Genomic DNA, 23,903 nt, shown 5'->3' on the forward strand with positions numbered 1-23,903 from the left:
GGCATCAAAACCCAACGCGAATTTAACGCCTTCAACCAGCTCACAAGTTTCTCAAAAGAGGGCGTACTTACCCAATATGACTACGACCCACTCGGCCGTCGTATTGCTAAACACACAGAACAAGGTCAAATTGATTTCATTTGGGATGGAAACCAACTGTTAGGCGAATGCCTAAACGGGCAGTACACTTGGTACATCAACCGCCCAAATGAATTTCATCCGGTTGCCTTGATCAAACAAGGTGAAGTGTATTACTACCACCTAGATCAACTCAATACACCGAGATTCGTCACCAATCAAGCAGCAGAAGTGGTGTGGGAAAACACCGCGAACGCCTATGGCTACGAAGACGGTACACAACAAACAAGAGCGATAGAAAGTACAAGCTTCTATCAGCCCATACGCTTTCAAGGGCAATGCTTCGACCAAGAAAGCGGCTTTCACTACAACCGATACCGCTACTACTGCCCAAAACAACAACGCTTTATCCACCAAGACCCAATTGGTATAGTGGGTGGCATTAACCATTATCAATACGCCCCCAATCCGGTTAACTGGGTGGATCCGATGGGATTGTTGTGTAAGGAAGGGCAAGCTAAGGTTGCCGCAGCATTGGAGGCAAACTCGGTTATCCCAGCAGAACTAAAAGAAAAAATAATTGCACTTACTAAGTTAAATGATTCAGGTTATACCGCTGATGAAATGGTTAGGCATATTGACTCAGGAAAAGCGATTGAAATACTGAATCAGAATAATGACCTAGATCTTACAAAAGAATCCGTCAGAAAGGCATTATATGAAAAGCATGGTGTGGTTGTTGGCCCTTATAAAAAATTACAAGGAATAACAAAGAAGGGCTACCAGCGCGAGCACTTTATTCCCCACTCTTGTTTTATGGAAAGATCTAAGTATGCAAATGAAAAACGGTCTAATGTACCAATAGGCAAAGACTTTGGTAATTACAATGAAGCCGATGCGATAACATATTTTGTATTCGATGATCAAAGTAAAGGTACTGAGCACCGGTACCTTACAGATGTTGAAAAAGACTATGCTAAATCGCTTGATCAAAAAGGCGAGTACGCCACAGTAAATGAGTGGCTAGATCATATGGAGAGTGAGACGGCAAAGTCGCTTAGTATGGAGACAATTGAAAGGGCGCCAGGCGTATACGAGGCGAGGATTCCAGAAGAGGAAGCTGCTTTAGTGGCCAAGGCGATTCGAATAGATGCTGAAAACTACTTAGATGAGGCTGGGGTTGATAAAGATGCCAAAATGTCTAATTTAGTTGGTGGCGGTGATGTACCTGATATTGAAGATACGGTTATAGAAGAGTTCTAAGGAATATAATGACAAATAATTACGATATTTCACATGTTATTGATTTATGTTACTCCAGTATGGGAGAACATGGACTGTATACGTTTTACGATGAAGCTAACCCAATGGCAGCAGTTGGAGCAGTAACATTAAGTCAAGGTTTAAAAAATCAAACTCTATTAGGCTCAAATTTCCAGCTTAACGCTATGTGGGCATCACAAAACGGTCATTTATGGGTTGTAGATGACCAAGGTGACGTATTTACTAATGCCAACATTAGTTTTAAGCAGCCGCCTTTTGAACGATTAAAATTTAATTCAGGTAGTTTTGATATTAAGTGGAATGTTACTGAAGTATTTAAAGGTCAGCTAAATGCTATTTGGGGAACAACAGACGAAGATGTTTGGGTTACCTCCTTTGCAGGTCCTGCGTTTCATTGGGATGGGAAGTTGTGGGCCGAATATAAACTCCCGAAAGCACCCAATGCCATCGATGGCTCAGCCTCTGATGACGTATATGTTGTTGGTTATGATGGAAACATACATCATTTCAATGGGAATGAGTGGACTAAAATAACCTTGCCCTCAGGCATCCCGCAGCAAGATGCGTTTACCGATGTAAAAGTGCTTTCACGAGACAAAGTTTTTATTACTGGCCGAAGTGGCTGTTTATTAGTAGGTAATGCAAAAGATGGTTTCACGGACATAGGGTCTGCTAAATATTCATGGTATGGAATTGGGGCACTAGCGGAAAGAATTTTCTTGGCAGGCGGAGAAGCGGGTATATTTGAATTAGTCGATGATCAATTTGTCTGCTTAAAAGATAAAGGTCAGCCAGTGGGCGTGTTTGAAACACCTGACTCCATTAATTTTATCCCAGCAGAGCAACAACCTAACCCATGGTTTGTAAGATATGAACCGGGAGCTAGCAGAGAATGGACAAAGGTTAATACTTAGGTGGTTAGCAAAACTTAATTCTCATAGAAATCTAATTTATAAGATCTATTTCACAAAGTTGGCTAGTATTTATGAAAATAAAAAGAGTGTTTAACAGAGAAGGTGGCTCACCTAACACCACGTTATCGTGGGTTTATGAAGACAGACTTATAGAAAAAAACTTCACATTTGATGCTAGCGCAGTATTTTCAGAGGTATTGAGTTTAGTTTTTGTAGAAGCATACAGGGATAGCGAAGTTCATCTTTTTAGATTAAATGGTGATTTTTTAAGAAAGTATAAAATAGCTACTTTAGAAAACTATGATTTTCGAGGGCTTAATAAAAACATACATTCAAAAACAGGTGTTTCTTTGTTGTATCATCCAAAGAGTAATGATGTTGGTAATGAATGGGGAGATACAGAGCAATATGAGTTTAGAATGGAAGAAGATACTCTTGGGGAGTTCCTTGATATATACCGTTAATCTAATTGATCTTTGTTTTCTATAGTGGAAGTTAGCTTCTCCAATTAAATTGTCAAATTAACTATGCCACTACACCTTGCTACGGCATTAAGTTTTTGGTCTGATTTTAGAAAAGATTATAATGAAGGTTAGTCTCATACTCTTTCACTAAATGAATTGCTTTATTATGATTTTTCTATTGGTGGGCACGCTAAAGATAATGGAAACCCTTTGGCCTTCTATAAGTGGTCTTTTGAGCAGATTAAACTTGCTGATGAGGCTGAAAACTCATAGGGTATGTGGTTTAGATAATCTTAAGGATAGCAAATTATGGAAGAGGTTAACTTTTCAGCTCTGATTGATTTGGTGCATGATGTGTATGAAGACCCATCTCTGATTGAAGAAAAGCAAGAGTCACTGGCTCCTATGCTGGATCGTTTGATCGCATCAGCGCCAGAGGGTTTTGAAGGTATGGCGGCGATGATCAATACGCATATTTCTAATGCACTCAAGTTTAAAAGTCCTAACGTTCAAAAGTTTGAGCTTGAGTCTGGCTTAATAAAACTCAATACCTATTGTCGTAAGCTTGGTGTTTGACTTTTGTTTGATGAGCCTTGTTCACTTGATGTTTATGTGAGAATGGTCATCTTTGTAGATGGCCATTTTTATATGTGTCGCATTTGAGTTTTTAGTGTTGGGAGGCAACGAGTAGAGTAGGCTGCTTCTTAATAATGTAGGCTATCTAGGTGGTAGGTTACTTGTGTTAATCTCTTGCTTTGTACTGTTTCTGTAGTTAACTTTACACAAAATATGCAAATACAGAGGAATACGTTGAATCAGGCTTGTTGCTTCTGTTCGTTGTCATCAAGTCGCGATATGGTGTGAGATATTATTTTTTCGTTATGAGTTGTCTATGAGTCGTTATATCTCTCCGGTTTTATACATTCTTCTCATGTTGGTTGGCTGTATTGCATTCATATCTATTGCTGGTGTTCGAGTTGGGGTTTTTGAGCCAATAACAGGTTTTTCTATGCTTCGTAAGAGCGTATTTGCCGCGTTGGTTTTGTCTTTGCTTGCTGCAGTTTCGCTAGGTGTTTGCCGGAAAGAAAAAAATATAGCGTGTCAGCGTTTCTTCTTTTTAGTGTTAATCGTTTCATTTGTTTATAGCGTTATGTGGATAGGGTTTTATTTACAGCGTTCTGGTTTGCCTGACATTAATGATATTACTACCGATACCGATGCTCCCCCTGCTTTTTTAAATGTTAACTTTATTCGTAAGTCTCAAGAAAATGACTTACGTTATAATAGTGAATGGGCACCTATTCAGCATGAGTTCTATCCTGATGTTCAGCCTCTATTTTCATCAAAAAATAAAACAGCTGTTTATTCTGCGGTAGTAAGGCTTGTTGAGGAACGTGGCTGGGATGTAGTTGCTACGTATTCTGGTGCAGGAATCGTTGAGGCGACTGCACGCACGCCAATTTTTGGTTTTAGAGATGATGTGATCATTCGTATTACTCAGATAGAGTCAGGTAAAGTTCGGGTGGATATGCGTTCCTGTTCAAGGGTTGGTTCTGGTGATTTTGGTGTCAATGCAGAACGCATCGTATCATTTATGTCCGATCTTTCAGAGTTGCTAGCTCGATCTGCGATGCCTAGTTTAAGTTCTTTGCGTTAATCTTCCATGTATTAAATTACTCTCGTCTTTGAAAATTAGACACGCTAGACTCTCCTAATATCTTACTTAGGGGAATGTTAAGGTGAGTCTTCGTCAGCAACAAAAAGCCAATACTCGATCTAAAATTAAAACCATCGCCAAGCAAGCCTTTTTAACACAAGGGATCGAAGCCACCAGTACTCGCTATTTAAGTGATAAAGCTGGTATTGCTGTGGGAACTTTGTTTGTTCACTTTCCCGATAAATTAGCGCTCGTAAAAGACATTTTCTTTGACGAAATGGATGTAGCACTTCGTGCTGCTGTCGCGTCTCAAAAAGCCAGCTCCTCTCCAATTGATTACCTTTTGCAAATGGCACAAGTGCTGTTTGAATTTTATGATGCGTACGCAGAGTTTACTCGCCAAGTGTTATTGGATAGCTTGGCAAAAGGTGGTTTTCACACTAACCAAATGGCCGTAATTTCAGAAGGTATTATCAAGCGCTTTAAGCAAGTCGGCGTAGACGATAAAACGGCCGGTATTTTTGCGGAAAATATGATTTCTAACTATTGGTTCGTTTTGCTAACGGGAGTGCCAAAAGGTGTTCTTGGGCAAGTTGCGATTGATCATTTGAAGCGTATGAATCTTCCGTTTGAGGTTTCTTATCGTAATGCGCTAAAAAATAAAGGTTGATGAGATTAACCAAGTTCGTTGGCTTTTCTATACGGACCTTGGTAATCGAACAAACGTTCTGTGACTTGCCAGTGTTGTTTTTGCTTTTTAGCGATGACGAAATCTGGTGTCGGAAGATAGGGTAAAAAGCGCTCGACTTCTTCGATTTTATCAAACTGAATTGATTGGCTGCCATTGGCTATTCTGCGAGCGAATAAGTCGTTAAAGGCTTGCCGTGATTTCTTGAAGTTAAAGCGGAATGTTTCTGCTAGCGTCAGCCCATCTTCATCGTGATACGTAATCTTGATGCTTTTCTCTTTGATGTTTAGCTCAGGTGTAATATCCGAGCAGCGCAATACCTTGTTGTTTTTTAGATTGAGTGCGCTTCTGAGTAAGTCGTCTGGATCGATAAGCTTTTCTGCGCAATGCTGGCATTGTCGCGCGGCGATATCATTTTCTTCATTGCAATAAGGGCAGCGTTTGAAGCGAAAGCGATAGCTGCATTGTTGTTCTTCACCTTGTTCGTTTTCGACTAGGCCGTGACAACGGCGCCCAAAATGCTCAAGAATATTGCCTTCAGCGTCTTTTCTTCCCCAAAAAGTATTAGCAAAATCGCAAGTTGGACAGTGAATCTGTACAGCGACAGAATCCTGTGTTGGGCGTTTTTCGCCAATTTCTGGCTGAAAGATATTGTAGCCGTTGTTGGTGTAATCCAAGACTAAGCAGTCTTTTTTGCCGGGGCTTAAACGCAAGCCACGACCGACGATTTGTTGAAATAAACTGATCGATTGAGTTGGGCGTAATATAGCGATCACATCCACGTGTGGGGCGTCAAACCCTGTGGTTAATACGGAGACATTAACGAGGTATTTAATCTCTTTGGATTTAAATGCTGCGATCAATGAATCTCGTTGTTTGAGTTTGGTTTTTCCAGTTATTAAGGCGGTTTTATCAACCGGCAGGTAGCTGGCAATTTCTTTTGCGTGATCGATGGTTGCTGCAAAGATCATCACGCCTTGGCGATCTTGGCTAAGTTGCAATATTTGCTCGGTAACGGCTTTAGTTACCCGAGGGTGTTTATGGATTAGTTCGTTTAGTGCGATGTCGTCTGTATTTTGCTCGCCATCTAAACTTTCGGTTAGTAAGCTGAAATCATAGTGAGCAATGGCTGCATCGTAATGAATTGGCGGCGTTAAATAGCCTTTTTTGACCATGTGTTGTAGAGGTAGCTCAAAAATACATTTCTTGAATAACGAATTTGTACATGACCGCGTGTAGCCATGATAATGGTTTTGATAGATCCAACCGCTGCCTAAGCGATAGGGCGTGGCGGTTAAGCCGAGAATTTTGACTTTTGGATTTAGGGCTCGAAAATGCTCGATGGTTTTGTTGTACTGGCCGCTTTCTTCCATGCCAACGCGATGGCATTCATCGATGATGATTAAGCTTGCGGGTTCGTTAAAATCAGCAAGGCTTGCGGAAAGCGATTGAATGCTGGCAAAGGTGGTTTTCTCTGTACTGTTTTTTTGGCTTAAGCCAGCAGAAAAAATCCCTGCAGAGGATCCTGTGGCTAGAAATTTAGCATGGTTTTGCTCGACCAATTCTTTCACGTGCGCCAGACAAACAACTCTACCTTTGGCAAGTCGACTGAGCTCTGCAATCACCAAGCTCTTTCCTGCTCCAGTGGGAAGTACTATGACAGCAGGGTCATCGCTATTACGAAAGTGTCCCAAAGACGCCTCAACGGCTTGAATTTGATAGTCTCGTAATTGAAAGGTTTGGGTCATCTTATTAAATCTATCTGGTGAAATCTTGATGTGTTGTCTGTTGGGCTACAGTATCATAGCTGCTGTAGTTATTTTGCCTTTTTACAAGTGATCTTTTTTATAAGTGACGAACCTATCTATGTCTACTGAAGTCCAGCCAGCTAAACGCCTGTATGTTGAAAATTCTATGCCTGCTTTCAGCCGAGAAGAACCGTTCTCTAATCTGTTAACGGATCTACAGACAAAAGGCTGGAGTGTTCAGGATAACTTTTTTTCAACAGATTTCACTCAAGCCTTGATGGATGAAGCAGAAAGCATACAAAACGCTTTTATGTTGCAGGCTGGTATCGGTCGAAAACAAGATCATCAAATCGTGCTAGACGCTCGTCGTGATTACATTCAGTGGATAGATCCGGATAAGCCAATTCGCATAGATTTCTTAAAAATGATGGCTGATTTACGCGTTGCTTTGAATCGTCGTTTGTTCCTTGGATTATTTGATTATGAGGCGCACTTTGCTCGTTACGAAGAAGGCGCGTTTTATGAAAAGCACATTGATGCTTTTAAAGGTGAGAGCAATCGTATTTTGTCCACTGTCTTGTATTTGAACGAAGACTGGCAAGATGGTGATGGTGGCGAACTGGTTATTTACGATGAAAATGATCCTTCTGTTGAAGTCGGACGTTTTTTTCCGAAAAAAGGGCGGTTGGCCGTGTTTTTGAGTGAATGTTTTTATCATGAAGTTATGGTGGCAAAACGTACGCGGCACAGTATTGCTGGCTGGTTCCGTGTAAATAACACCACAGGCTCTACACTTGATCCAGACCAATAAACTTACTCCCTTTTGTTTGTGTGGTTTTTTTAGGGTTTGGCCTCGAAAAATGGAATATAAATCTTTATAATACGCGCCTTATTTAATTGCTCTGGTTTTACGTTCCAGATCGCATAGGAGAATGTTATGTCTAAAGTCGTCGTGTGTGCCCTTTATAAATTTGTCGAACTGCCTCATTTTGAATCCCTTCGTGAACCGCTTCAGAAAACACTAGAAGATAACGGTATTCGTGGCACTTTGTTGCTTGCCAGTGAAGGTATTAACGGCACCGTTGCCGGTACTCGTGAAGGTATTGATGCCATGTTGGCTTGGTTAGATCAGCAACCAGGTTTGGATAAGATTGTATCCAAAGAGTCTTATGACGAAGACATGCCTTTCTATCGCACTAAAGTGAAGCTTAAAAAAGAAATTGTAACCATGGGTGTTGAAGGTATCGATCCTAAGCGTGTGGTTGGCACTTATGTTAAACCAAGCGAATGGAATGCGCTGATCTCTGATCCTGATGTGGTTTTGGTTGATACCCGTAACGATTACGAAGTGCAAATTGGTACGTTCAAAAACGCAGTAAACCCAAAAACGGATACCTTCCGTGAGTTTCCTGCTTATGTAAAAGAAAACATGGATCCTGCGAAACACAAAAAAGTTGCCATGTTCTGTACGGGCGGAATTCGCTGTGAAAAATCTACAGCTTACATGCTAGAACAAGGTTTCGAAGAGGTTTATCACCTTGAAGGTGGCATCTTGAAATACTTGGAAGAAGTACCAAAAGAAGAAACCCTGTGGGAAGGTGAGTGTTTTGTTTTTGATAATCGTGTTTCTGTAAATCACGATCTACAAAAAGGTGAATACGACCAATGCCATGCGTGTCGTATGCCAATTACCGAAGAAGAGAAACAAAGCGAGCATTACATTCAAGGCGTGAGTTGCGTGCATTGCGTTGATAAATTCACTGATGAGCAGCGTCAACGTTTTATTGAGCGTGAGCGCCAAGTTCAGCTGGCTCGCTCTCGTGGTGAAGAGCACATAGGTGCAGAAGTGTTAGATGCGGTTGAAAAGCATCGTTTGGAAAAAGCGCTAGAAAAAGAGCGTCAGCGCAAGGTGCGTGAACAAGCCTGATAATGTTGTTTTGATTGAGTATTTTATAAGGCCAGCATTGATGTTGGCCTTTTTTGTTGGTGTTGAAATTAGAAGGTGATAGATCTAGTATTCTTACTCGTTCAGGCTAAATGCAGTATTTCGGGTCTGTGGTTTATTGGATTATTAATAGAAGGATTTTTTCGTGAAATACTCGAAACCTTTATTTGCCCTTTCGGGCGTTGCGCTATTTTTAAGTGGTTGTGCTAGTCAAGTTGTTGATAATACTCCTATTGTTGATACAAGTGTTTTGCAATATAACACACGCATTGGTGGTTATATGATGCCAGATGCGAATGTGAAGGAGGTTCGTTACACCGTTGCAGATAAAAGTACAACGGAAGTGCAAACTGAATATGACTCTTGGGTAGTCGATGCCATTGCCATTGAAAAACATGTCGCTGATATTGCTCGTTTTGACAAGAATTTACTCTGGAGCGTTAATTATGAAACGGAAGAGTTTGCGGAATGTGGCTTGTCTGGCTGCACTGGCTCATTGAGTCCTTTGGAGAAACTTCGAGAGGAGCAGAAGGAAGGTAAAACGCAAGACGATGGAGGGGAAGAAGGTTACAACCCAAATGGAACCGAGAGCTGTGAGGTTAAGGTTAAAAAATACGATTTTCATGTAACGCCTGAGGCTCGTCAGCGAGAAATTAATGGCTTTGTTGCCGATCAATATGTAGCTAAATGGGAATTGGTGTCAGAAGATGATCAAGGCAATCTGGACCAGCATGTTGTGACGATGGATTTTTGGATGGCGAATGTGTCCTCAAATCAAGCTTTACAAGTGGCTCATAATTTTGATCGCAAATATTATAATGAAGTGATTGCTTCCGCTCCTTTGGATGCTTTCCTCGATCACAATGCAGCGACCGCGATGGAATTTCTGAGCGCTGGTAAGCCTGAAGAGATGAAAAAACTGACGTCAGTGGATGGCGAGCCAATTTCTGTGAAGATAGAATGGTATGTTGACGCAAATACTTGCCCAACGCCGAAGTCAGAAGAAGAAAGTACTAAATTTGATGTGAAAGATCCTGTGAATTCTTTGAAAAGCATGGCGGGAGATTTTTTATCCAATACAGCAGAAAAAGGTGCAAAAACTTGGATGGGAATGGAAGATGGCAAGCCTGCCCTTACTATTATCCGAGAAGTAAAAGCAGCCAAAATGTCTGGTGAGCACACGAGTCGTTTTGAAGTGCCGAAAGGTTTCAAATTAATAGATCGTAAATAAATTCGATATCCCGTTGAGTGGATTTGCTCAGCGGGATCTTCGTGCCTTATAGAATTCCCGCCAGCTCATTTCTTTTTAAGCTGAAAAAGCTTAAAATTCAGCAAATTATATAACCATATGCATTGATTGTAGTATGGTCACAAAATCAAACGCTGTGCTACGCAGCCTTAATAATCATTAGATTGGATTGCATGAGCTACCAAGTACTCGCACGAAAATGGCGCCCACAGACTTTCCTTGAAATGGCTGGGCAAGACCATGTACTTCAAGCGTTGGTGAATGCTTTACGCCAACAGCGTTTACATCACGCCTATTTATTTACCGGAACACGCGGTGTCGGTAAAACCACGATCGCGCGTATTTTTGCTAAATGCTTGAACTGTGAAACCAATGGCATTTCGCCTGAGCCTTGTGGAACTTGTGATAGTTGCCGAGAAATCGCTGAAGGTCGTTTTGTTGACTTGATCGAAGTGGATGCGGCATCTCGTACCAAAGTAGAAGATACCCGCGAATTACTAGAAAACGTGCAATATGCGCCAACTCGTGGACGTTTTAAAGTCTACCTCATAGACGAAGTACACATGCTGTCGACTCATTCCTTCAATGCGTTATTAAAAACCCTTGAAGAGCCGCCAGCGCACGTCAAATTTTTGTTAGCAACGACAGATCCACAGAAACTTCCTGTGACCATTTTGTCTCGTTGTTTGCAGTTCAATCTCAAAAATATGTCGCCACAGCGCGTGGTGGACTATTTGCAAACCGTGCTTACCACCGAAGAAGTCAACTTTGATCAGCCAGCTCTGTGGCAAATAGGCCAAGCGGCTAATGGCAGTATGCGTGATGCATTGAGTTTGACGGATCAGGCTATTGCCTTTGGTAACGGTACAATTTCGGAGTCCGGCGTGACCGCGATGCTGGGCTTAGTGAACCAAGCACAAGTATTGGATTTATTAGAAAGCGTTGCGTCTAAGAACGCAGCGCAAGTCTTGACTCGAATAGAGCAACTTGCTGATTATCAGCCAGATTTTTCCGCGATTTGTGGCAGCTTGTTGGATGTGTTGCACCGTGTGGCGATAGAGCAGCAAGTGCCGGGCGCATTAATGGATCAGCTGGGTGATTTGGCTCGGATTCAGGGTATTGCCACTAGTGTTAGCTCTGAAGAAATACAAATGATGTATCAGAGCTTATTAATTGGTCGCCGTGATTTGCATTTAGCACATTCTGCTCGTGCGGGTTTTGAAATGTTGATGTTAAGGTTGATTGCCTTCCGTCCAGCACCGCCAATGATGGTTAGTCATAATGCGCCGCCTGTGATGAATGCTCAAACAGAAACAGCGTCAGTAGCATTATCTGAAACACCACCTGAAGCAATGAATCAAACGGCAGAGTCTGACTATCCGTCGTCGCCGATGACAGAAAAAAAAACACCAGTCGTTGAACCAGAAGAGCCAGTAGTCATTAAGTCAGCTGAGCAAATAGTTGACTCAGAGCCTGATCAAGAGTCGGTTCAGTCAATGGTAACTGCCGAACATCCGCCTTGGGAAGATGCGCCGGAATCAGCTGCTATAGCAGATGTTCTTGTTCAAAATGATATTGTTGAAGATGTCGCTGTTGAAAGCAAAAGTGTTCAGAGTGAGGCTGTTCAGGATCATATTGAAGAAGATGTTGAGTCCATCACGTTAGATGATGTTGAGATCGTAACAGTAGAAAGTAGTGAACCAGTAGAATCTGTTGATGTAGTGCAGCAAGCAAACCGCACTGAGTTAGAGCCTGCAGCTCAGCAAGGGTCAGACATACAGCAAGAGTCAGACATACAGCAAGAGTCAGACATGCAGCAAGAGTCAGACATGCAGCAAGAGTCAGACATACAGCAAAAGGCAGGGACTGCTAGCAAGCCGGAGCATGAGTCTAAACCTTTTGTTGTTGCGGAAGATAGATTCACAGAAGTCTCGTTAGATGAAAGTGACGATGATGAAGACGAAGAAGAAGCGGAAGAGCGTGCTATTGCTGATATCGTCGATCCATTTAATCCTGCTGCAGATTTAGTTGATGCCTTAGCAGCGGAACCTATTGAATCGCCAATCGTCGAAGAAGAAAGCAAAGAGCCAGACACGCGTCTGTCCAAAGTGCCGAATACTATTGCTCAACCCGCATTAGGTATGCCATTGCCAGAGATGAGTCATTATAATGAGCTGACTATGAAGCTTTGGTGGCTGGTGGCGCCGCGTTTGCCTTTGACAGGCTTGGTGCAAAATATTTTAATGAATTCCAGCTTGGTGGATGCAAGTGATCAAGGTATTCGCCTCGAAGTGCCTTTAGAATACGGGCACATGCTAAACCAAGTACGTTACGAACAAATACAAGGTGCACTGAGCGATTTTTTTGCGATGGCGGTGCCTTTGATTATAGATACAGTGGAAGACACTACAGGTGTGACCGCAGAGGAATTTGCCGCAAGTAAGCGAGCAGAAGCCTTGCAAGTGGCAATCACACATTTGAATTCACACCCAGTTGTGCAAGCCTTGTCGGCAACGATGGGTGCGCAGCTGGTTTACGATACGGTTAAAGTTAAAGCCTAAATTGGAGAGCAAAAGTTATGTTTAAAGGTGGTATGGGTAACATGATGCGCCAAGCGCAGCAGATGCAAGAAAACATGCAGAAAGCGCAAGAAGAAATCGCCAACATGGAAGTCGAAGGTCAAGCGGGTGCAGGTCTTGTTAAAATCCTAATGACAGGTCGTCATGATGTGAAACGTGTTTCTATCGATGATTCTTTGTTTGGTGATGATAAAGAGATGCTAGAAGACCTGATTGCGGCTGCCGTGAATGATGCAGTGCGTAATATCGAAGTGACTCAAAAAGAAAAAATGGCCTCTGCAACAGCGGGTATGTCTTTGCCACCTGGCTTCAAGATGCCTTTCTAGGAGCGAGCTTTGTTTAGTCCCTTAATTAAAGAACTGATTGAATCATTACGTTGTTTGCCGGGTGTTGGGCCAAGATCGGCTCAAAAAATGGCCTTGTATTTATTGGAACGTGATCATCAAGGGGCAGATAGACTGGCAAATGCATTGCGCGAGGCGCTCGACAAAGTCGGGCGTTGTTCAAGTTGCCGTACTTTGACTGAAGAGTCAGAGTGCGGAATTTGTACAGACCCTGAGCGGGATGCAAAGCATTTGTGTATTGTAGAAACACCAGCGGATGTTATAGCAATCGAATCTGCAGGTAGTTTTTCTGGGCGTTATTTTGTTTTGCTGGGACATTTGTCACCGATTGATGGCATTGGTCCTGAAGAATTGGGCTTGGATCGTTTAGAAGCTTTGGTTCAGCATAATGAAGTGGAAGAAGCGATTATTGCCACTAACTCAACAGTAGAAGGCGAGGCGACTTGTCACTATATTGCTGAAAAATTAAAAACATTGAACATCAATGTCAGTCGTATTGCCCATGGAGTGCCTATGGGTGGTGAACTGGAATACGTTGATGGAAACACTCTGGCTTTAGCGCTAGAGGGACGGAAGAAGCTCTAGTATGAATGATCAAGATGATGCTCTAAATATTGTGTGGGTTGCGGACAATGAATCTCTGGCAAGTTGGTGTGATTACTGGGCAGATTTACCGGTAATCGCGGTCGACACAGAATTCATTCGTCGCACAACTTATTTTCCAATTACGGGGCTCATTCAAATTAGTGAAGGCGAGAAAGCCGTACTGATTGATCCGTTGAGCATCGATGAATGGGAGCCTCTGCGTAACCTGATGGTAAACCCTTCAGTAATGAAAGTGTTCCATGCATGTTCTGAAGATTTGGATGTCTTTGATCGTTTGTTAGGTGTTTTACCTGCGCCTTTTTACGATACTCAAATTGGTGAAGCCTATGCTAGTGCGCAATGGTCACTTAGCTATGTGAAGTTGATTCATGAGTATTTGCAAATTGAAGTAGCGAAAGACGAAACTCGTTCAGACTGGGTTCAGCGTCCTTTAACGGATGCTCAAAAGCGTTATGCAGCACTTGATGTGGTGTATTTGGCAAAAGTCTATCCAATGCAAATTGCCCGTTTAGAAGCGAAAAATATGCTTGAATGGGTGATGGAGGATTGTGATTCCTTGAAATGGCAATACCAGATGAACTCTGATCCAGAGCAAAACTGGGATGGCATTAAAACTGCGTGGCGTTTGACGCCAGCGGGTTTAACACTATTGCGTTTGCTATTCATTTGGCGCGATGAACAAGCTCGTAAAGAAGACGTTCCAAAAGGGCAGATTCTAAAAGATCGTACTCTTTGGTCGTTGGCGAAAACCTTGCCGACACATCATAAAGCGGTTTCTGAGGCGGAAGAGTTAACCGGTCGTCAGCATCGTTTGTATGGTGAAGTTATTTTGCAAAACGTCGCCATGGTGAATGAATTGTCACCGGATGAATATCAGTTGCCATTGGAAATACCTTTACCATCTCAGGCGGGTGATTTAACGAAAGCAATCAAAGCGTTTATTCGTGAAAAAGCCGAGGCGTTAAACATTGCACCAGAAGCTATGATGAAGCGTAAGCTGCTAGATCCACTAGTGCGTCATTTGTTCGATGGTACTGAGATCGATTTGCAGAACCCTGCAATGACAGGTTGGCGTCGTGATGTGATTGTTGATCCCATATTGAATACGTTTAAAAAATAGAAAAATTTAAAAAAGTCTTAATACGGTGCAGCGCGCCAAGAGAAAATTATGAAACAGCATTTAATCGTAGAAGTATTTCGTTCCAGCAAGCATGATGGAATGTACTTGTATGTAGAAAAAAGCAAAGGGCTGAAGGAAATTCCTGAAGAGCTTATGGTTCGTTTTGGCAAAGGCATCAGTGCGATGACTATGCTACTGACTAATGAAAGTAAGCTAGCTCGAGCGACACCAGAAAACGTCACTAAAGGCATTCGTGAAAAAGGCTTTTATTTGCAATTACCGCCAGTGAAGGAAGAGTATTTGTTGGATTTATACAAAACGCCGACGCAAGCGGTTTATTAATTACTTGGATTCATAGAATGATTGCAAAGCGTTACGAGCCTTTTTGGAAAACCACGCCACTGGAAAAAATGTCTCCAGTCGAATGGGAATCTATTTGTGATGGATGTGGCAAATGTTGCCTGCAAAAACTACAAGATGATGAAACCGAAGAAGTTTTTTATACCAATTTATCTTGTCATCAGCTCAATGTTGCTTCGTGCCAATGTAAAGTGTACGAAACTCGACAAGATAAAGTATCTACTTGCATTACGCTAACACCGGATCAGATTGATGAGTTTCACTGGTTGCCTGATACCTGTAGTTATCGTGTATTGTACGAAACCAAAGATTTGCCGAATTGGCATCCTTTGGTAGTTGGAAGCGATAAAGAAATGCTTCGTCAAGGACTTACCGTTCGCCATTACGCGGTGAACGAGAATACGGTAGACGAAGACGAATGGGAAACCCATGTCATAAAATGGGTACATGGTATGCCGGAACCGTATGATGTAACTTGAGACCTCTGTTTGATTACGACAAATGGTCGCTAAATTCAGCAAAGTAAAGCAGTTCAAGGAGTTCGCAAACGTGAAGTGGTTGAAAATAAATACTGTGTTGTTAGTGGCTGTTTTATCCTTTTGGATGCCGTTGAGTAAAGCGGATACTCAGTTTCGAGTCATTGTTGATGCCTCTGGTAGTATGTTGATCAGTGATCCTGATAAGCTAACATCTGAGGCGTTGCGTCTGATTTCTAATCTCGCGCCTGAAGAGAAAGCCACACTAGGGATTTGGTTATTTGGCGAAGAGCCTAGAGTGCTCCTACCAGAAGCCATCGTTAACAAAGCCAACAAAACGAAACTTGCCAGCTATGTCGATAGCTATGTGACACAAGATGTCAAAACCGATTTAGAAGCTATTATAAAGCTGTTGCTAGAAACACCCGATTCGGGAAACCTAAAGTCGGGATTTAATCGTCACTGGATTTTAGTCACTGATGGCATGGTGGATATCAGTTTAGATGAGGCGGTAAACAAAGCTTCCCGTGATCGTATTCTCAATGAATTAACCGCTAAATTAGAAGAACGTGGTATTCATCTTCACACTATTTCTATGACGGGTTATACCGACAAAGCCTTACTTGAATCCTTGTCATTGCGCACTGACGCAACACACACCGAAGTTGCTATTCCTGAAGATTTACTTGATACCTTTGACCGTATTTTTACCCAAGCTTCGCCTTCGGACGAGTTACCATTTGATGGCAATCGTTTTTCTGTAGACGACGCCATTAAAGAGCTTACATTGGTTGTGTTCCATGAAACGGGTATGCAGCCTCATATCGTCAAGCCTGATGGTAAGTCGCTCTCGCTAGTGAGTAGCGCCGAGGTGTCTGTTTCTAGTTCGGATCATTACACCCTAATAACAGTTCGCGATCCTGCATCTGGTACATGGCAGGTCAATAATGTGGATCTTGAACGAAGCAGCATTCGCGTCATCACAGATTTAAGTGCGCAAGCAACGCCTGTCGCGCCAGTGATATTTCAGAATGAGCCTATCTACTCAACCGTTGGCTTGTTTCAAAAAAATGAGCTAATTAAAGACGATAAAGTATTAGATTTATTGGACGTCAAACAAACATTAGTGCGTTTAAGTGGCGAACAAAAAGAGACGGTTTTTTCTCAGGATACGCTGAGAACGAATGAGCAATTTAAGCAACGTCTAGAAGGTATTACTGAACCAGGGAATTATGAACTTATCAGTTTAGTAGATGGTAAAACCTTCTCTCGTCAGATTAGCCAGTTTTTTGCTGTTCATCCTGCTATCGATTTTGAAGGAACGAGTCCTGGTGGTAATTTAGTCCAGTTCTCGGCTAAGCCGGTGAATTTGAGACTGAACATGTTGCGCTCTAATGTGAAGCTTGAATTTACCTACAATAGCGGTACAACTGAAACGGAAGATATGCCGCTGGCTGGGCAAGGTTATTGGGAAAAACTCATTCCAGTGTCTCCGGGCGATAATGTAAACGTCCGAGCTAAGTTGATTGGCATGACTCAAACTGGACAGCGTTTCGATTATTGGACACCAATGTGGCACTTTGATCGACAAGGAAATAGTGCGCCAACCGTTACCTTGCTGGATGGCGATGTGAATAATTCGTCTAATATGTCAGAAGCTTCATCTAACAATGATGTGGCTCCTGTATTTGTTCCACCATCTGTGTCTGTTGTCGATGATGTTGCCGAAACTTCTGATCCGGTGCCAGAAGAGAATACCAAAACGGATGAATCGGTAACCGATCAGATGTTAGATAAAGCGAACAATCTATCAACATCAGAATGGATTTTATATGTCGCGTTGAACCTAGGCGGTATTATCGTAATCGCTGGCGGTGTATTTTTGTATCGTCGTATAAAGAAAAATCAATCCCTTAGAAGAGAAGATCTAGACGATGTGTGAGTTATTGGGTATGAGCGCTAATGTGCCAACCGATATATGTTTTAGTTTTTCTGGTTTACGTGCTCGTGGCGGGCGCACAGGTCCTCATAAAGATGGTTGGGGAATGGCTATGTATCGTGATGGCTATGTTTGGGCGATCCATGATCCAAGACCAAGTGCAGATTCGGACATGGCAGAAGTCATCAGCAATACATCTTTAAAGTGTGACATTGTCATCAGTCATATCCGCCAAGCCAATGTTGGCGCGGTAAGTCTATTAAACACCCATCCGTTTAACCGTCTACTTTGGGGGAAGACTTGGACTTACGCTCATAATGGTCAGTTGGAGTCATCTGAATCCTTACCAATAAAATATTACCACCCATTAGGCAGTACCGATTCTGAACGTGCTTTTTGTTGGATCGTTGAGCAACTACAAACACGTTTTGGTGATCAAGAGCCAGCCTTGGCAGAAGTATCTGCAGCGCTATCAGCATTAGCTTTGCAGCTAAAAATGCGTGGCGTCTTCAATATGATGCTGTCCGATGGTGTGCGTTTATATTGCTTTTGCACTACTAAATTACACTGGATCACCCGCCGAGCGCCATTTAAAAAAGCTACCTTGTCGGACGAAGATGTCATTGTCGATTTCAAGGAAGTCACCACAGACAAAGACGTTGTTACCGTCATCGCCACACAACCATTAACCCACGATGAAACGTGGCAACAAATGGAAGAAGGCGAGTTATGCGTGTTTGAAGGCGGCGAAGTGGTTTGTCAAATCAAAGCGAACTAAAGTCTATTACCCTTGAAGAAAGGGGAATGCGCAAGATGGGTGTGTTTTCTAATCCGCAAAAGCCAAAGCAATTTCATTTGTTTAGAGTGAATATTCCCCATTTTTCTCTCGCTGCGATAACTGTTATTCTAGCGCCATTATTGGTGTAACAGAGTAGAACGAATGATTAATGATAATGATGTAATTGAAACCTTGGATGAGCTTGAGACGTTTTTGCGATTAGTTGAGGTGGGTGGTTTAGGCCTAAACAATGTATCTGGCGTGGCGTTGGCGACGAACAATTCCAATGGTCGTCCATTTGTGGCAGTGCTGGATGATAATCAGCAGTTGGTGTTAGGGCGTTATGTGACCACCGAAGTATTTGAAAATGGTAAAGACATGGTTCGCTACGGTACGAAAAAAACGCATTAATTAGATATTCTTTCTGAGACTATTTAATACGAAAAAAATCCCCGCTTGGATCAAAATCTAAGCGGGGATTTTGTTTTTTAGTAGGAGTGTTTAGTTCTTATTGAACCAATTCGTTGTCGGTAAATTCACCTTCAAACAAAGCGGTAGACAAGTAACGCTCGCCCGAATCTGGTAATACGACAACGATTTTCTTGTCTTTAAATTCATCTAGTTTGCTTAAGCGTTCTGTGGCAACAACAGCAGCGCCGCAAGAAATACCGCACAGAATGCCTTCTTCACGCATTAGGCGTTTTGCCATGGCAATGGCGTCTTCGTTAGACACTTGTTCAACGCGATCGACAATAGAAAGGTCTAGGTTTTTCGGAATGAAACCCGCACCAATGCCTTGAATTTTATGTGGTGATGGCGTTGGCTCTTCGCCATTGATTGTTTGAGTGATAACTGGCGAGCTGGTTGGCTCAACCGCGACACTGATAATGGCTTTGCCTTGCGTGTTTTTAATGTAGCGACTCACACCTGTGATGGTGCCGCCAGTACCAACGCCTGCAACGAAAACATCGATTTCACCATTGGTATCTTGCCAGATTTCAGGGCCAGTAGTTTTTTCGTGAATTTCTGGGTTAGCTGGGTTTTCGAATTGTTGAAGCAAAACGAAATTTTCGTCTTGGGCAATTTCTTCGGCTTTGGCAATGGCGCCTTTCATGCCCTTTGCAGGTTCAGTTAGAACGATGGTCGCCCCAAGGGCTTTCATGACTTGGCGACGTTCCACACTCATGCTGGATGGCATAGTGATGGTAATCGGGTAACCACGAGACGCAGCAACGAAACACAAGGCGATACCTGTGTTACCGCTGGAAGCTTCAACAATGGATTTACCTTTACTCAGAATACCTTTCTTTTCTGCATCCCACACCATGTTGGCGCCGATGCGGCATTTTACTGAGAAAGCAGGATTACGAGATTCAAGCTTTGCCCAAATATTTCCATTTCCTATGCGGTTTAAGCGTACAAGTGGCGTGTTGCCAATGGTAAGAGAGTTATCTTCAAATACTTGATGAGACATACCATTTCCTTTTTGTTGTTGATCTTTAGTTAGTTGGTCTTTAAAGAGTAATGGCAACATCGTATTAGATGTGCCGCGAATGTTGTTCACTATAACCCTTAGGTTGGGATTGATGTTAGAATTTACAACTATATAGATAGAGGTTTTCGTACAGCAACTTAGCTTCACTTGAAGCACTGTGCCAAGGCTTCTAATACAAACGGCGCGTTATTTATTGCCACTATTTTTCCAGCGCCAAGTAAAAAGGATACAAGTTTACCTATCATGCCGACAAATGCCGTAATGACGCGCGATCGTCATCTAATTGATCAAAAACAAGCGCAACTTAGTAAACGTCAAAAGGATGGTTTGCCTTTTGATCGTATGCAATCTGAAGTGAATGCGCTTATCGAAAAGTCAGAGACTCTGTACCAAGCTCGTTTGTCACGTATGCCAAAGATTACCTACGATGAAAGCTTGCCGGTTGCAGCCCGTGCCGATGAAATCATCAAGGCGATCCAAGAAAACCAAGTGGTGATTATTGCGGGTGAAACAGGCTCTGGTAAAACCACGCAATTGCCTAAAATGTGCTTGCAAGCAGGTCGCGGAATCGCGGGTCTGATTGGTCATACACAACCAAGACGAATTGCCGCGCGCAGCGTGGCAGAGCGTATTAGTGATGAGTTGCAAGTTAACCTTGGCGAACAAGTGGGTTTTCAGGTTCGTTTCAGTGACGAAAGCAACGAAGAAACCCTCATTAAGTTAATGACCGACGGTATTTTATTGGCCGAAATTCAGCAAGATAAGCGCCTGTATAAATACGACACCATTATCATTGACGAAGCCCATGAGCGCAGTTTGAATATCGATTTCTTGCTTGGGTATTTAAAGCAAGTCTTGGCGGTTCGACCGGATCTAAAAGTCATTGTCACCTCGGCGACCATCGACGTTGAACGTTTTTCTGAGCATTTTGAAAACGCGCCTATCATCGAAGTATCAGGTCGAACTTATCCTGTTGAAGTGCGTTATCAGCCATTGCTCAGTAAGTCTGACTCAGAAGAGCTAGACGAAGACCAAAGTATGGAGCAAGGCGTTTTAGACGCAGTAGAACTGCTGATCGCCGAAGAGCGACAATCCGGCTATCGCGGTGCGGGTGACATTCTAGTATTTTTGCCGGGTGAACGAGAAATTCGTGAAACCGCTGAGATTCTTCGTCGTGCCGAATTACGCAGCACGGAAGTCCTGCCCTTATATGCTCGATTGAGCGCTAGCGAGCAACAACGTATTTTTAAATCCCATTCTGGTCGTCGTATTGTGTTGTCGACCAACGTTGCTGAAACCTCGTTGACGGTACCGGGTATTCGTTACGTGATTGATCCGGGTTTGGCGCGAATTAGTCGCTACAGCGTGCGTTCCAAAGTCCAACAGTTGCCGATTGAAAAAATCAGCCAAGCCAGCGCCAACCAAAGGGCGGGGCGATGTGGTCGTGTAGCGGATGGTATTTGTATTCGCTTGTATGACGAGGAAGATTTTAACAATCGTGCAGAGTTTACCGATCCAGAAATTTTCCGTACCAACTTGGCATCGGTTATTTTGCAGATGGCCAATTTAAAACTTGGTGCGGTTGAGAAATTTCCTTTCGTTGAAATGCCAGAAAAACGCATGATCAACGATGGCTACCGAGCGTTAACCGAGCTTGGTGCCTTGGACAAAGAGCGACTGACGCCGATTGGACGTCAGCTTGCTAAGTTGCCAATCGATCCTAAATTAGGGCGAATTCTAATCGCAGCCGAGCAGCACAGTGTGCTCAAAGAAGTGGCGATTATTGTCAGTGCCTTGTCTATCCCTGATCCTCGTGAACGCCCTCAAGACAAAAAAGCTCAGTCCGACCAAGCTCATGCAGTCGATAAAGACGAAGACTCAGATTTCGCTGTGTTCTTGAATTTGTGGGAACGTTTTGAAGAGCAACGCCAAGCCTTATCACAAAATCAATTGCGCCAATATTGCCGTAAGCAATTTTTGAATTTCATGCGCATGCGTGAATGGCGAGATATTCATCGACAAATCATGATTGCTTGTAAGCAGCTTGGCTTTAAAGAAGTCCAGCATGAAGAACGTCATTACGAAGCGATTCACCGTTCTTTGTTGGCCGGTATGTTTACGCAAGTTGCTAATAAAATGGAAGACAGCAAAGAAATGCTTGGCTGTCGCTCGCGTAAATTGGCGATATTCCCTGGGTCCATGTTATTCAAAAAACCGCCACAATGGATTATGGCGGCTGAGTTAATTGAGACCAGTAAATTGTATGCGCGAGTCACGGCGCGAATTGATCCTGTTTGGATCGAAGAGTACGCGGCGCCGTTTGTGAAGCGTCAATACTTTGACCCACACTTTGAGCGTAACCAAGGTCGCATCATGGCCCATGAGCAAGTGTCGCTTTATGGTTTGGTGATTGTGGCGAAACGCAGTATTGATTATGGTCATGTGAATCCTGAAGAAGCACGCGAGATTTTTATTCGCTCTGGGCTAGTGGAAGGTGAACTTCGTACTAAACAGGCGTTTTATCGTAAGAACAAAGCGCTGATGGAATCGTTAGAGGCCCAAGAAGCTAAACTGCGCAAACGTGACATTCTGGTTGACGATGAAACGGTGTTTGCCTTCTACAATTCTCGATTACCTGATCATGTTCGCAATCTAAAAAGCTTAGAGCATTTCGTTAAAACTTCGCCTGATGCTTTGTTAATGACTCGTGAGGACTTGATTAATCAAGATGTCAGTGTCGACGATCTTGCCTTTCCTGATTCCTTTGGTTTGAACGGTGTCGCTTTACCGATTGATTATAAATTCGATCCGGGTCAAGCAGCCGATGGCGCGACCTTAAAAGTCCCAGTTGGTTTGTTACGTCAGCTGAGTTTAGAGGATTTAGGTTGGGCTGTGCCCGGCTTTATCAAAGAGCGCTGTGAAGCGTTATTGCGGGCTTTGCCTAAGGCTTTGCGTCGTCGCTTTGTGCCGATTCCGCAGTTTGTTGATCGTGTTTATCCCAACTTGTCGAAAGACAAAGGTGATTTGCTTGAACAGCTTAGTTTGCAGATTAAGCGCGAAACGCTGATTGATATTCCGCTTAATGAATGGAATGCCGATAAGCTAGATTCTCACTTAACGCTTAACTTAGAAGTAGTGGACGAGCGCGGTAAGGTGCTTGGTGTAGGTAAAAATCTTGCTCAGCTTCAAACTCAGTTTAGTGACCTAGTTGAAGAAAGTTTTGCAAAATTTGGTACCAAACAACATGAGCAAGAAGGTTTAACTTCTTGGCCTGAGCAGGGCATTCCTGAGCGTCAGGAGATTAAACAAGCTGGAATTAAGGTCACGGCGTTCCCCGCTTTGGTGGCACAAGGCGATCATGTGTCACTTAAAATGTTTGATGATCAGAACACCGCGTTGGAAACCCATCGAAAAGGGGTGGTCACTTTGCTTAAACTTACATTGAGCAAAGAAATGCGTTATCTGCAAAAGAACCTACCGCATCTTAAAGAATCTATGCTAATTTTTTCGCCATTAGGTCAAAAAGAAACCTTATTGGATGATTTGCTTAATGCGGTTTTAGACAAGGTTTTCTTGGATGGGCGTGCTTTGCCCCGCACAAAAGCAGAATTTGAAAGTTGCCTAGTGAAAAATAAACCGCAATTGGTGAGCGTGGCGAACGATATGGCGGGACAGCTTTATCGTGTGTTGTCATCTTATCAAGGTGTGGCAAAGAGGATGAAAGGCAGTATTCCTCTGCCTTGGACACGAATTTACGGTGATATTAAAGTCCAACTAGAGCAGCTTATTTACCCCGGTTTCATTGGTAATACACCCTTGTTTTGGTTAGGGCAATTGCCGCGTTATTTTAAAGGTATTGAAGTGCGTTTGGAGCGCTTTCAAAATCATCTGAACAAAGAAAACCAATATGTGTCTGAATTAGAAAGCTTTTGGCAAACTTATTCCAGACAGAAAAAAGCCCATGACGAAAAAGCTTTATATGATCCAGAGTTGATCAAATATCGTTGGATGTTAGAGGAATATCGTATTTCTTTGTTTGCTCAGTCGGTTGGCACGTTAGAGCCCATTTCAGAGAAGCGCTTAGATAAGCAATGGCAAGAAGTTAAAAAATTGGTTTGATTTTATAAATAAGGTTTTTTAGTCAGACTCTGTGCGTGAAGTCTTACAAGTTAAGGATAG

The 23,903-nt window shown here is 42.8% G+C and carries 21 protein-coding genes; 19 read left to right on the top strand and 2 right to left on the bottom strand.

Translation table 11 applies throughout. The features are described 5' to 3' along the window. The 6 genes from KPL72_RS21375 to KPL72_RS10810 all read left to right on the top strand — a co-directional run. On the top strand, nt 1–1,341 hold a 1,341-nt coding region (locus KPL72_RS21375; RefSeq protein ID WP_283248001.1), incomplete at its 5' end, for an RHS repeat domain-containing protein. 8 nt (nt 1,342–1,349) lie between these two features. Continuing rightward, nucleotides 1,350–2,276: a hypothetical protein gene (locus KPL72_RS10790; protein WP_219702729.1), complete on the top strand. Its 927-nt coding sequence runs from the start codon at nt 1,350–1,352 to the stop codon at nt 2,274–2,276. A gap of 71 nt (nt 2,277–2,347) precedes the next feature. Then, nucleotides 2,348–2,740, top strand: a complete 393-nt coding sequence (locus KPL72_RS10795; protein WP_219702730.1) for a hypothetical protein — start codon at nt 2,348–2,350, stop codon at nt 2,738–2,740. A 309-nt stretch (nt 2,741–3,049) separates the two neighbouring features. Further along, nucleotides 3,050–3,316, top strand: a complete 267-nt coding sequence (locus tag KPL72_RS10800) for a hypothetical protein (protein WP_212915487.1) — start codon at nt 3,050–3,052, stop codon at nt 3,314–3,316. A 316-nt stretch (nt 3,317–3,632) separates the two neighbouring features. Next, nucleotides 3,633–4,397, top strand: coding sequence for a DUF1499 domain-containing protein (locus KPL72_RS10805; protein WP_212915486.1), 765 nt, complete (start codon nt 3,633–3,635; stop codon nt 4,395–4,397). 82 nt (nt 4,398–4,479) lie between these two features. Continuing rightward, the gene (locus tag KPL72_RS10810; protein ID WP_212915485.1) at nt 4,480–5,067 is read left to right on the top strand and encodes a TetR/AcrR family transcriptional regulator; all 588 of its coding nucleotides are present in this window, start codon (nt 4,480–4,482) and stop codon (nt 5,065–5,067) included. 5 nt (nt 5,068–5,072) lie between these two features. On the opposite strand, the gene radD is transcribed toward KPL72_RS10810, so the two are convergent. After that, the gene (radD, locus tag KPL72_RS10815) at nt 5,073–6,833 is read right to left on the bottom strand and encodes a DNA repair helicase RadD (protein WP_219702731.1); all 1,761 of its coding nucleotides are present in this window, start codon (nt 6,831–6,833) and stop codon (nt 5,073–5,075) included. A gap of 118 nt (nt 6,834–6,951) precedes the next feature. On the opposite strand from radD, the gene KPL72_RS10820 reads away from it, so the two are divergent. The 12 genes from KPL72_RS10820 (at nt 6,952) to KPL72_RS10875 (ending at nt 18,640) form a co-directional block, all read left to right on the top strand. Continuing rightward, nucleotides 6,952–7,644: a 2OG-Fe(II) oxygenase gene (locus tag KPL72_RS10820; protein ID WP_219702732.1), complete on the top strand. Its 693-nt coding sequence runs from the start codon at nt 6,952–6,954 to the stop codon at nt 7,642–7,644. Nucleotides 7,645–7,770: 126 nt separating this feature from the next. Continuing rightward, a complete protein-coding gene (gene trhO, locus KPL72_RS10825; RefSeq protein WP_219702733.1) occupies nt 7,771–8,760 on the top strand; it encodes an oxygen-dependent tRNA uridine(34) hydroxylase TrhO in 990 nt (329 codons plus the stop codon). A 163-nt stretch (nt 8,761–8,923) separates the two neighbouring features. Beyond that, nucleotides 8,924–10,009: a hypothetical protein gene (locus KPL72_RS10830; RefSeq protein ID WP_219702734.1), complete on the top strand. Its 1,086-nt coding sequence runs from the start codon at nt 8,924–8,926 to the stop codon at nt 10,007–10,009. A 191-nt stretch (nt 10,010–10,200) separates the two neighbouring features. Beyond that, nucleotides 10,201–12,588 (top strand): DNA polymerase III subunit gamma/tau, encoded by a 2,388-nt coding sequence (gene dnaX / locus KPL72_RS10835; RefSeq protein WP_219702735.1) that lies wholly within the window; start codon nt 10,201–10,203, stop codon nt 12,586–12,588. Nucleotides 12,589–12,605: 17 nt separating this feature from the next. After that, complete coding sequence (locus KPL72_RS10840; protein ID WP_219702736.1) at nt 12,606–12,932, top strand: YbaB/EbfC family nucleoid-associated protein; 327 nt, start codon at nt 12,606–12,608, stop codon at nt 12,930–12,932. Nucleotides 12,933–12,941: 9 nt separating this feature from the next. Further along, a complete protein-coding gene (recR, locus tag KPL72_RS10845) occupies nt 12,942–13,535 on the top strand; it encodes a recombination mediator RecR (protein WP_212915478.1) in 594 nt (197 codons plus the stop codon). A gap of 1 nt (nt 13,536) precedes the next feature. After that, nucleotides 13,537–14,676: a ribonuclease D gene (rnd, locus tag KPL72_RS10850; protein ID WP_212915477.1), complete on the top strand. Its 1,140-nt coding sequence runs from the start codon at nt 13,537–13,539 to the stop codon at nt 14,674–14,676. A 48-nt stretch (nt 14,677–14,724) separates the two neighbouring features. Continuing rightward, complete coding sequence (locus KPL72_RS10855; RefSeq protein ID WP_219702737.1) at nt 14,725–15,018, top strand: YcgL domain-containing protein; 294 nt, start codon at nt 14,725–14,727, stop codon at nt 15,016–15,018. Between the two features lie 17 nt (nt 15,019–15,035). Beyond that, the gene (locus tag KPL72_RS10860) at nt 15,036–15,515 is read left to right on the top strand and encodes a YcgN family cysteine cluster protein (protein WP_212915475.1); all 480 of its coding nucleotides are present in this window, start codon (nt 15,036–15,038) and stop codon (nt 15,513–15,515) included. 70 nt (nt 15,516–15,585) lie between these two features. Further along, nucleotides 15,586–17,454, top strand: a complete 1,869-nt coding sequence (locus KPL72_RS10865; protein WP_219702738.1) for a VWA domain-containing protein — start codon at nt 15,586–15,588, stop codon at nt 17,452–17,454. Further along, the gene (locus tag KPL72_RS10870) at nt 17,447–18,229 is read left to right on the top strand and encodes a class II glutamine amidotransferase (protein ID WP_219702739.1); all 783 of its coding nucleotides are present in this window, start codon (nt 17,447–17,449) and stop codon (nt 18,227–18,229) included. The genes KPL72_RS10865 and KPL72_RS10870 overlap by 8 nt, the downstream gene beginning before the upstream one ends. 162 nt (nt 18,230–18,391) lie before the next feature. Beyond that, nucleotides 18,392–18,640 carry a hypothetical protein gene (locus KPL72_RS10875; protein WP_212915469.1) on the top strand — a complete coding sequence of 83 codons (249 nt, stop codon included), beginning with the start codon at nt 18,392–18,394 and terminating at the stop codon, nt 18,638–18,640. 97 nt (nt 18,641–18,737) lie between these two features. On the opposite strand, the gene cysK is transcribed toward KPL72_RS10875, so the two are convergent. After that, complete coding sequence (gene cysK / locus KPL72_RS10880; RefSeq protein ID WP_219702858.1) at nt 18,738–19,703, bottom strand: cysteine synthase A; 966 nt, start codon at nt 19,701–19,703, stop codon at nt 18,738–18,740. Nucleotides 19,704–19,967: 264 nt separating this feature from the next. Between cysK and hrpA the strand changes: the two genes are divergently transcribed. Beyond that, nucleotides 19,968–23,843, top strand: a complete 3,876-nt coding sequence (hrpA, locus tag KPL72_RS10885; protein WP_219702740.1) for an ATP-dependent RNA helicase HrpA — start codon at nt 19,968–19,970, stop codon at nt 23,841–23,843. Nucleotides 23,844–23,903 lie beyond the last annotated feature (60 nt).

It is taken from the genome of Marinomonas lutimaris (genome assembly GCF_019426345.1).
GTDB lineage: Bacteria > Pseudomonadota > Gammaproteobacteria > Pseudomonadales > Marinomonadaceae > Marinomonas > Marinomonas lutimaris.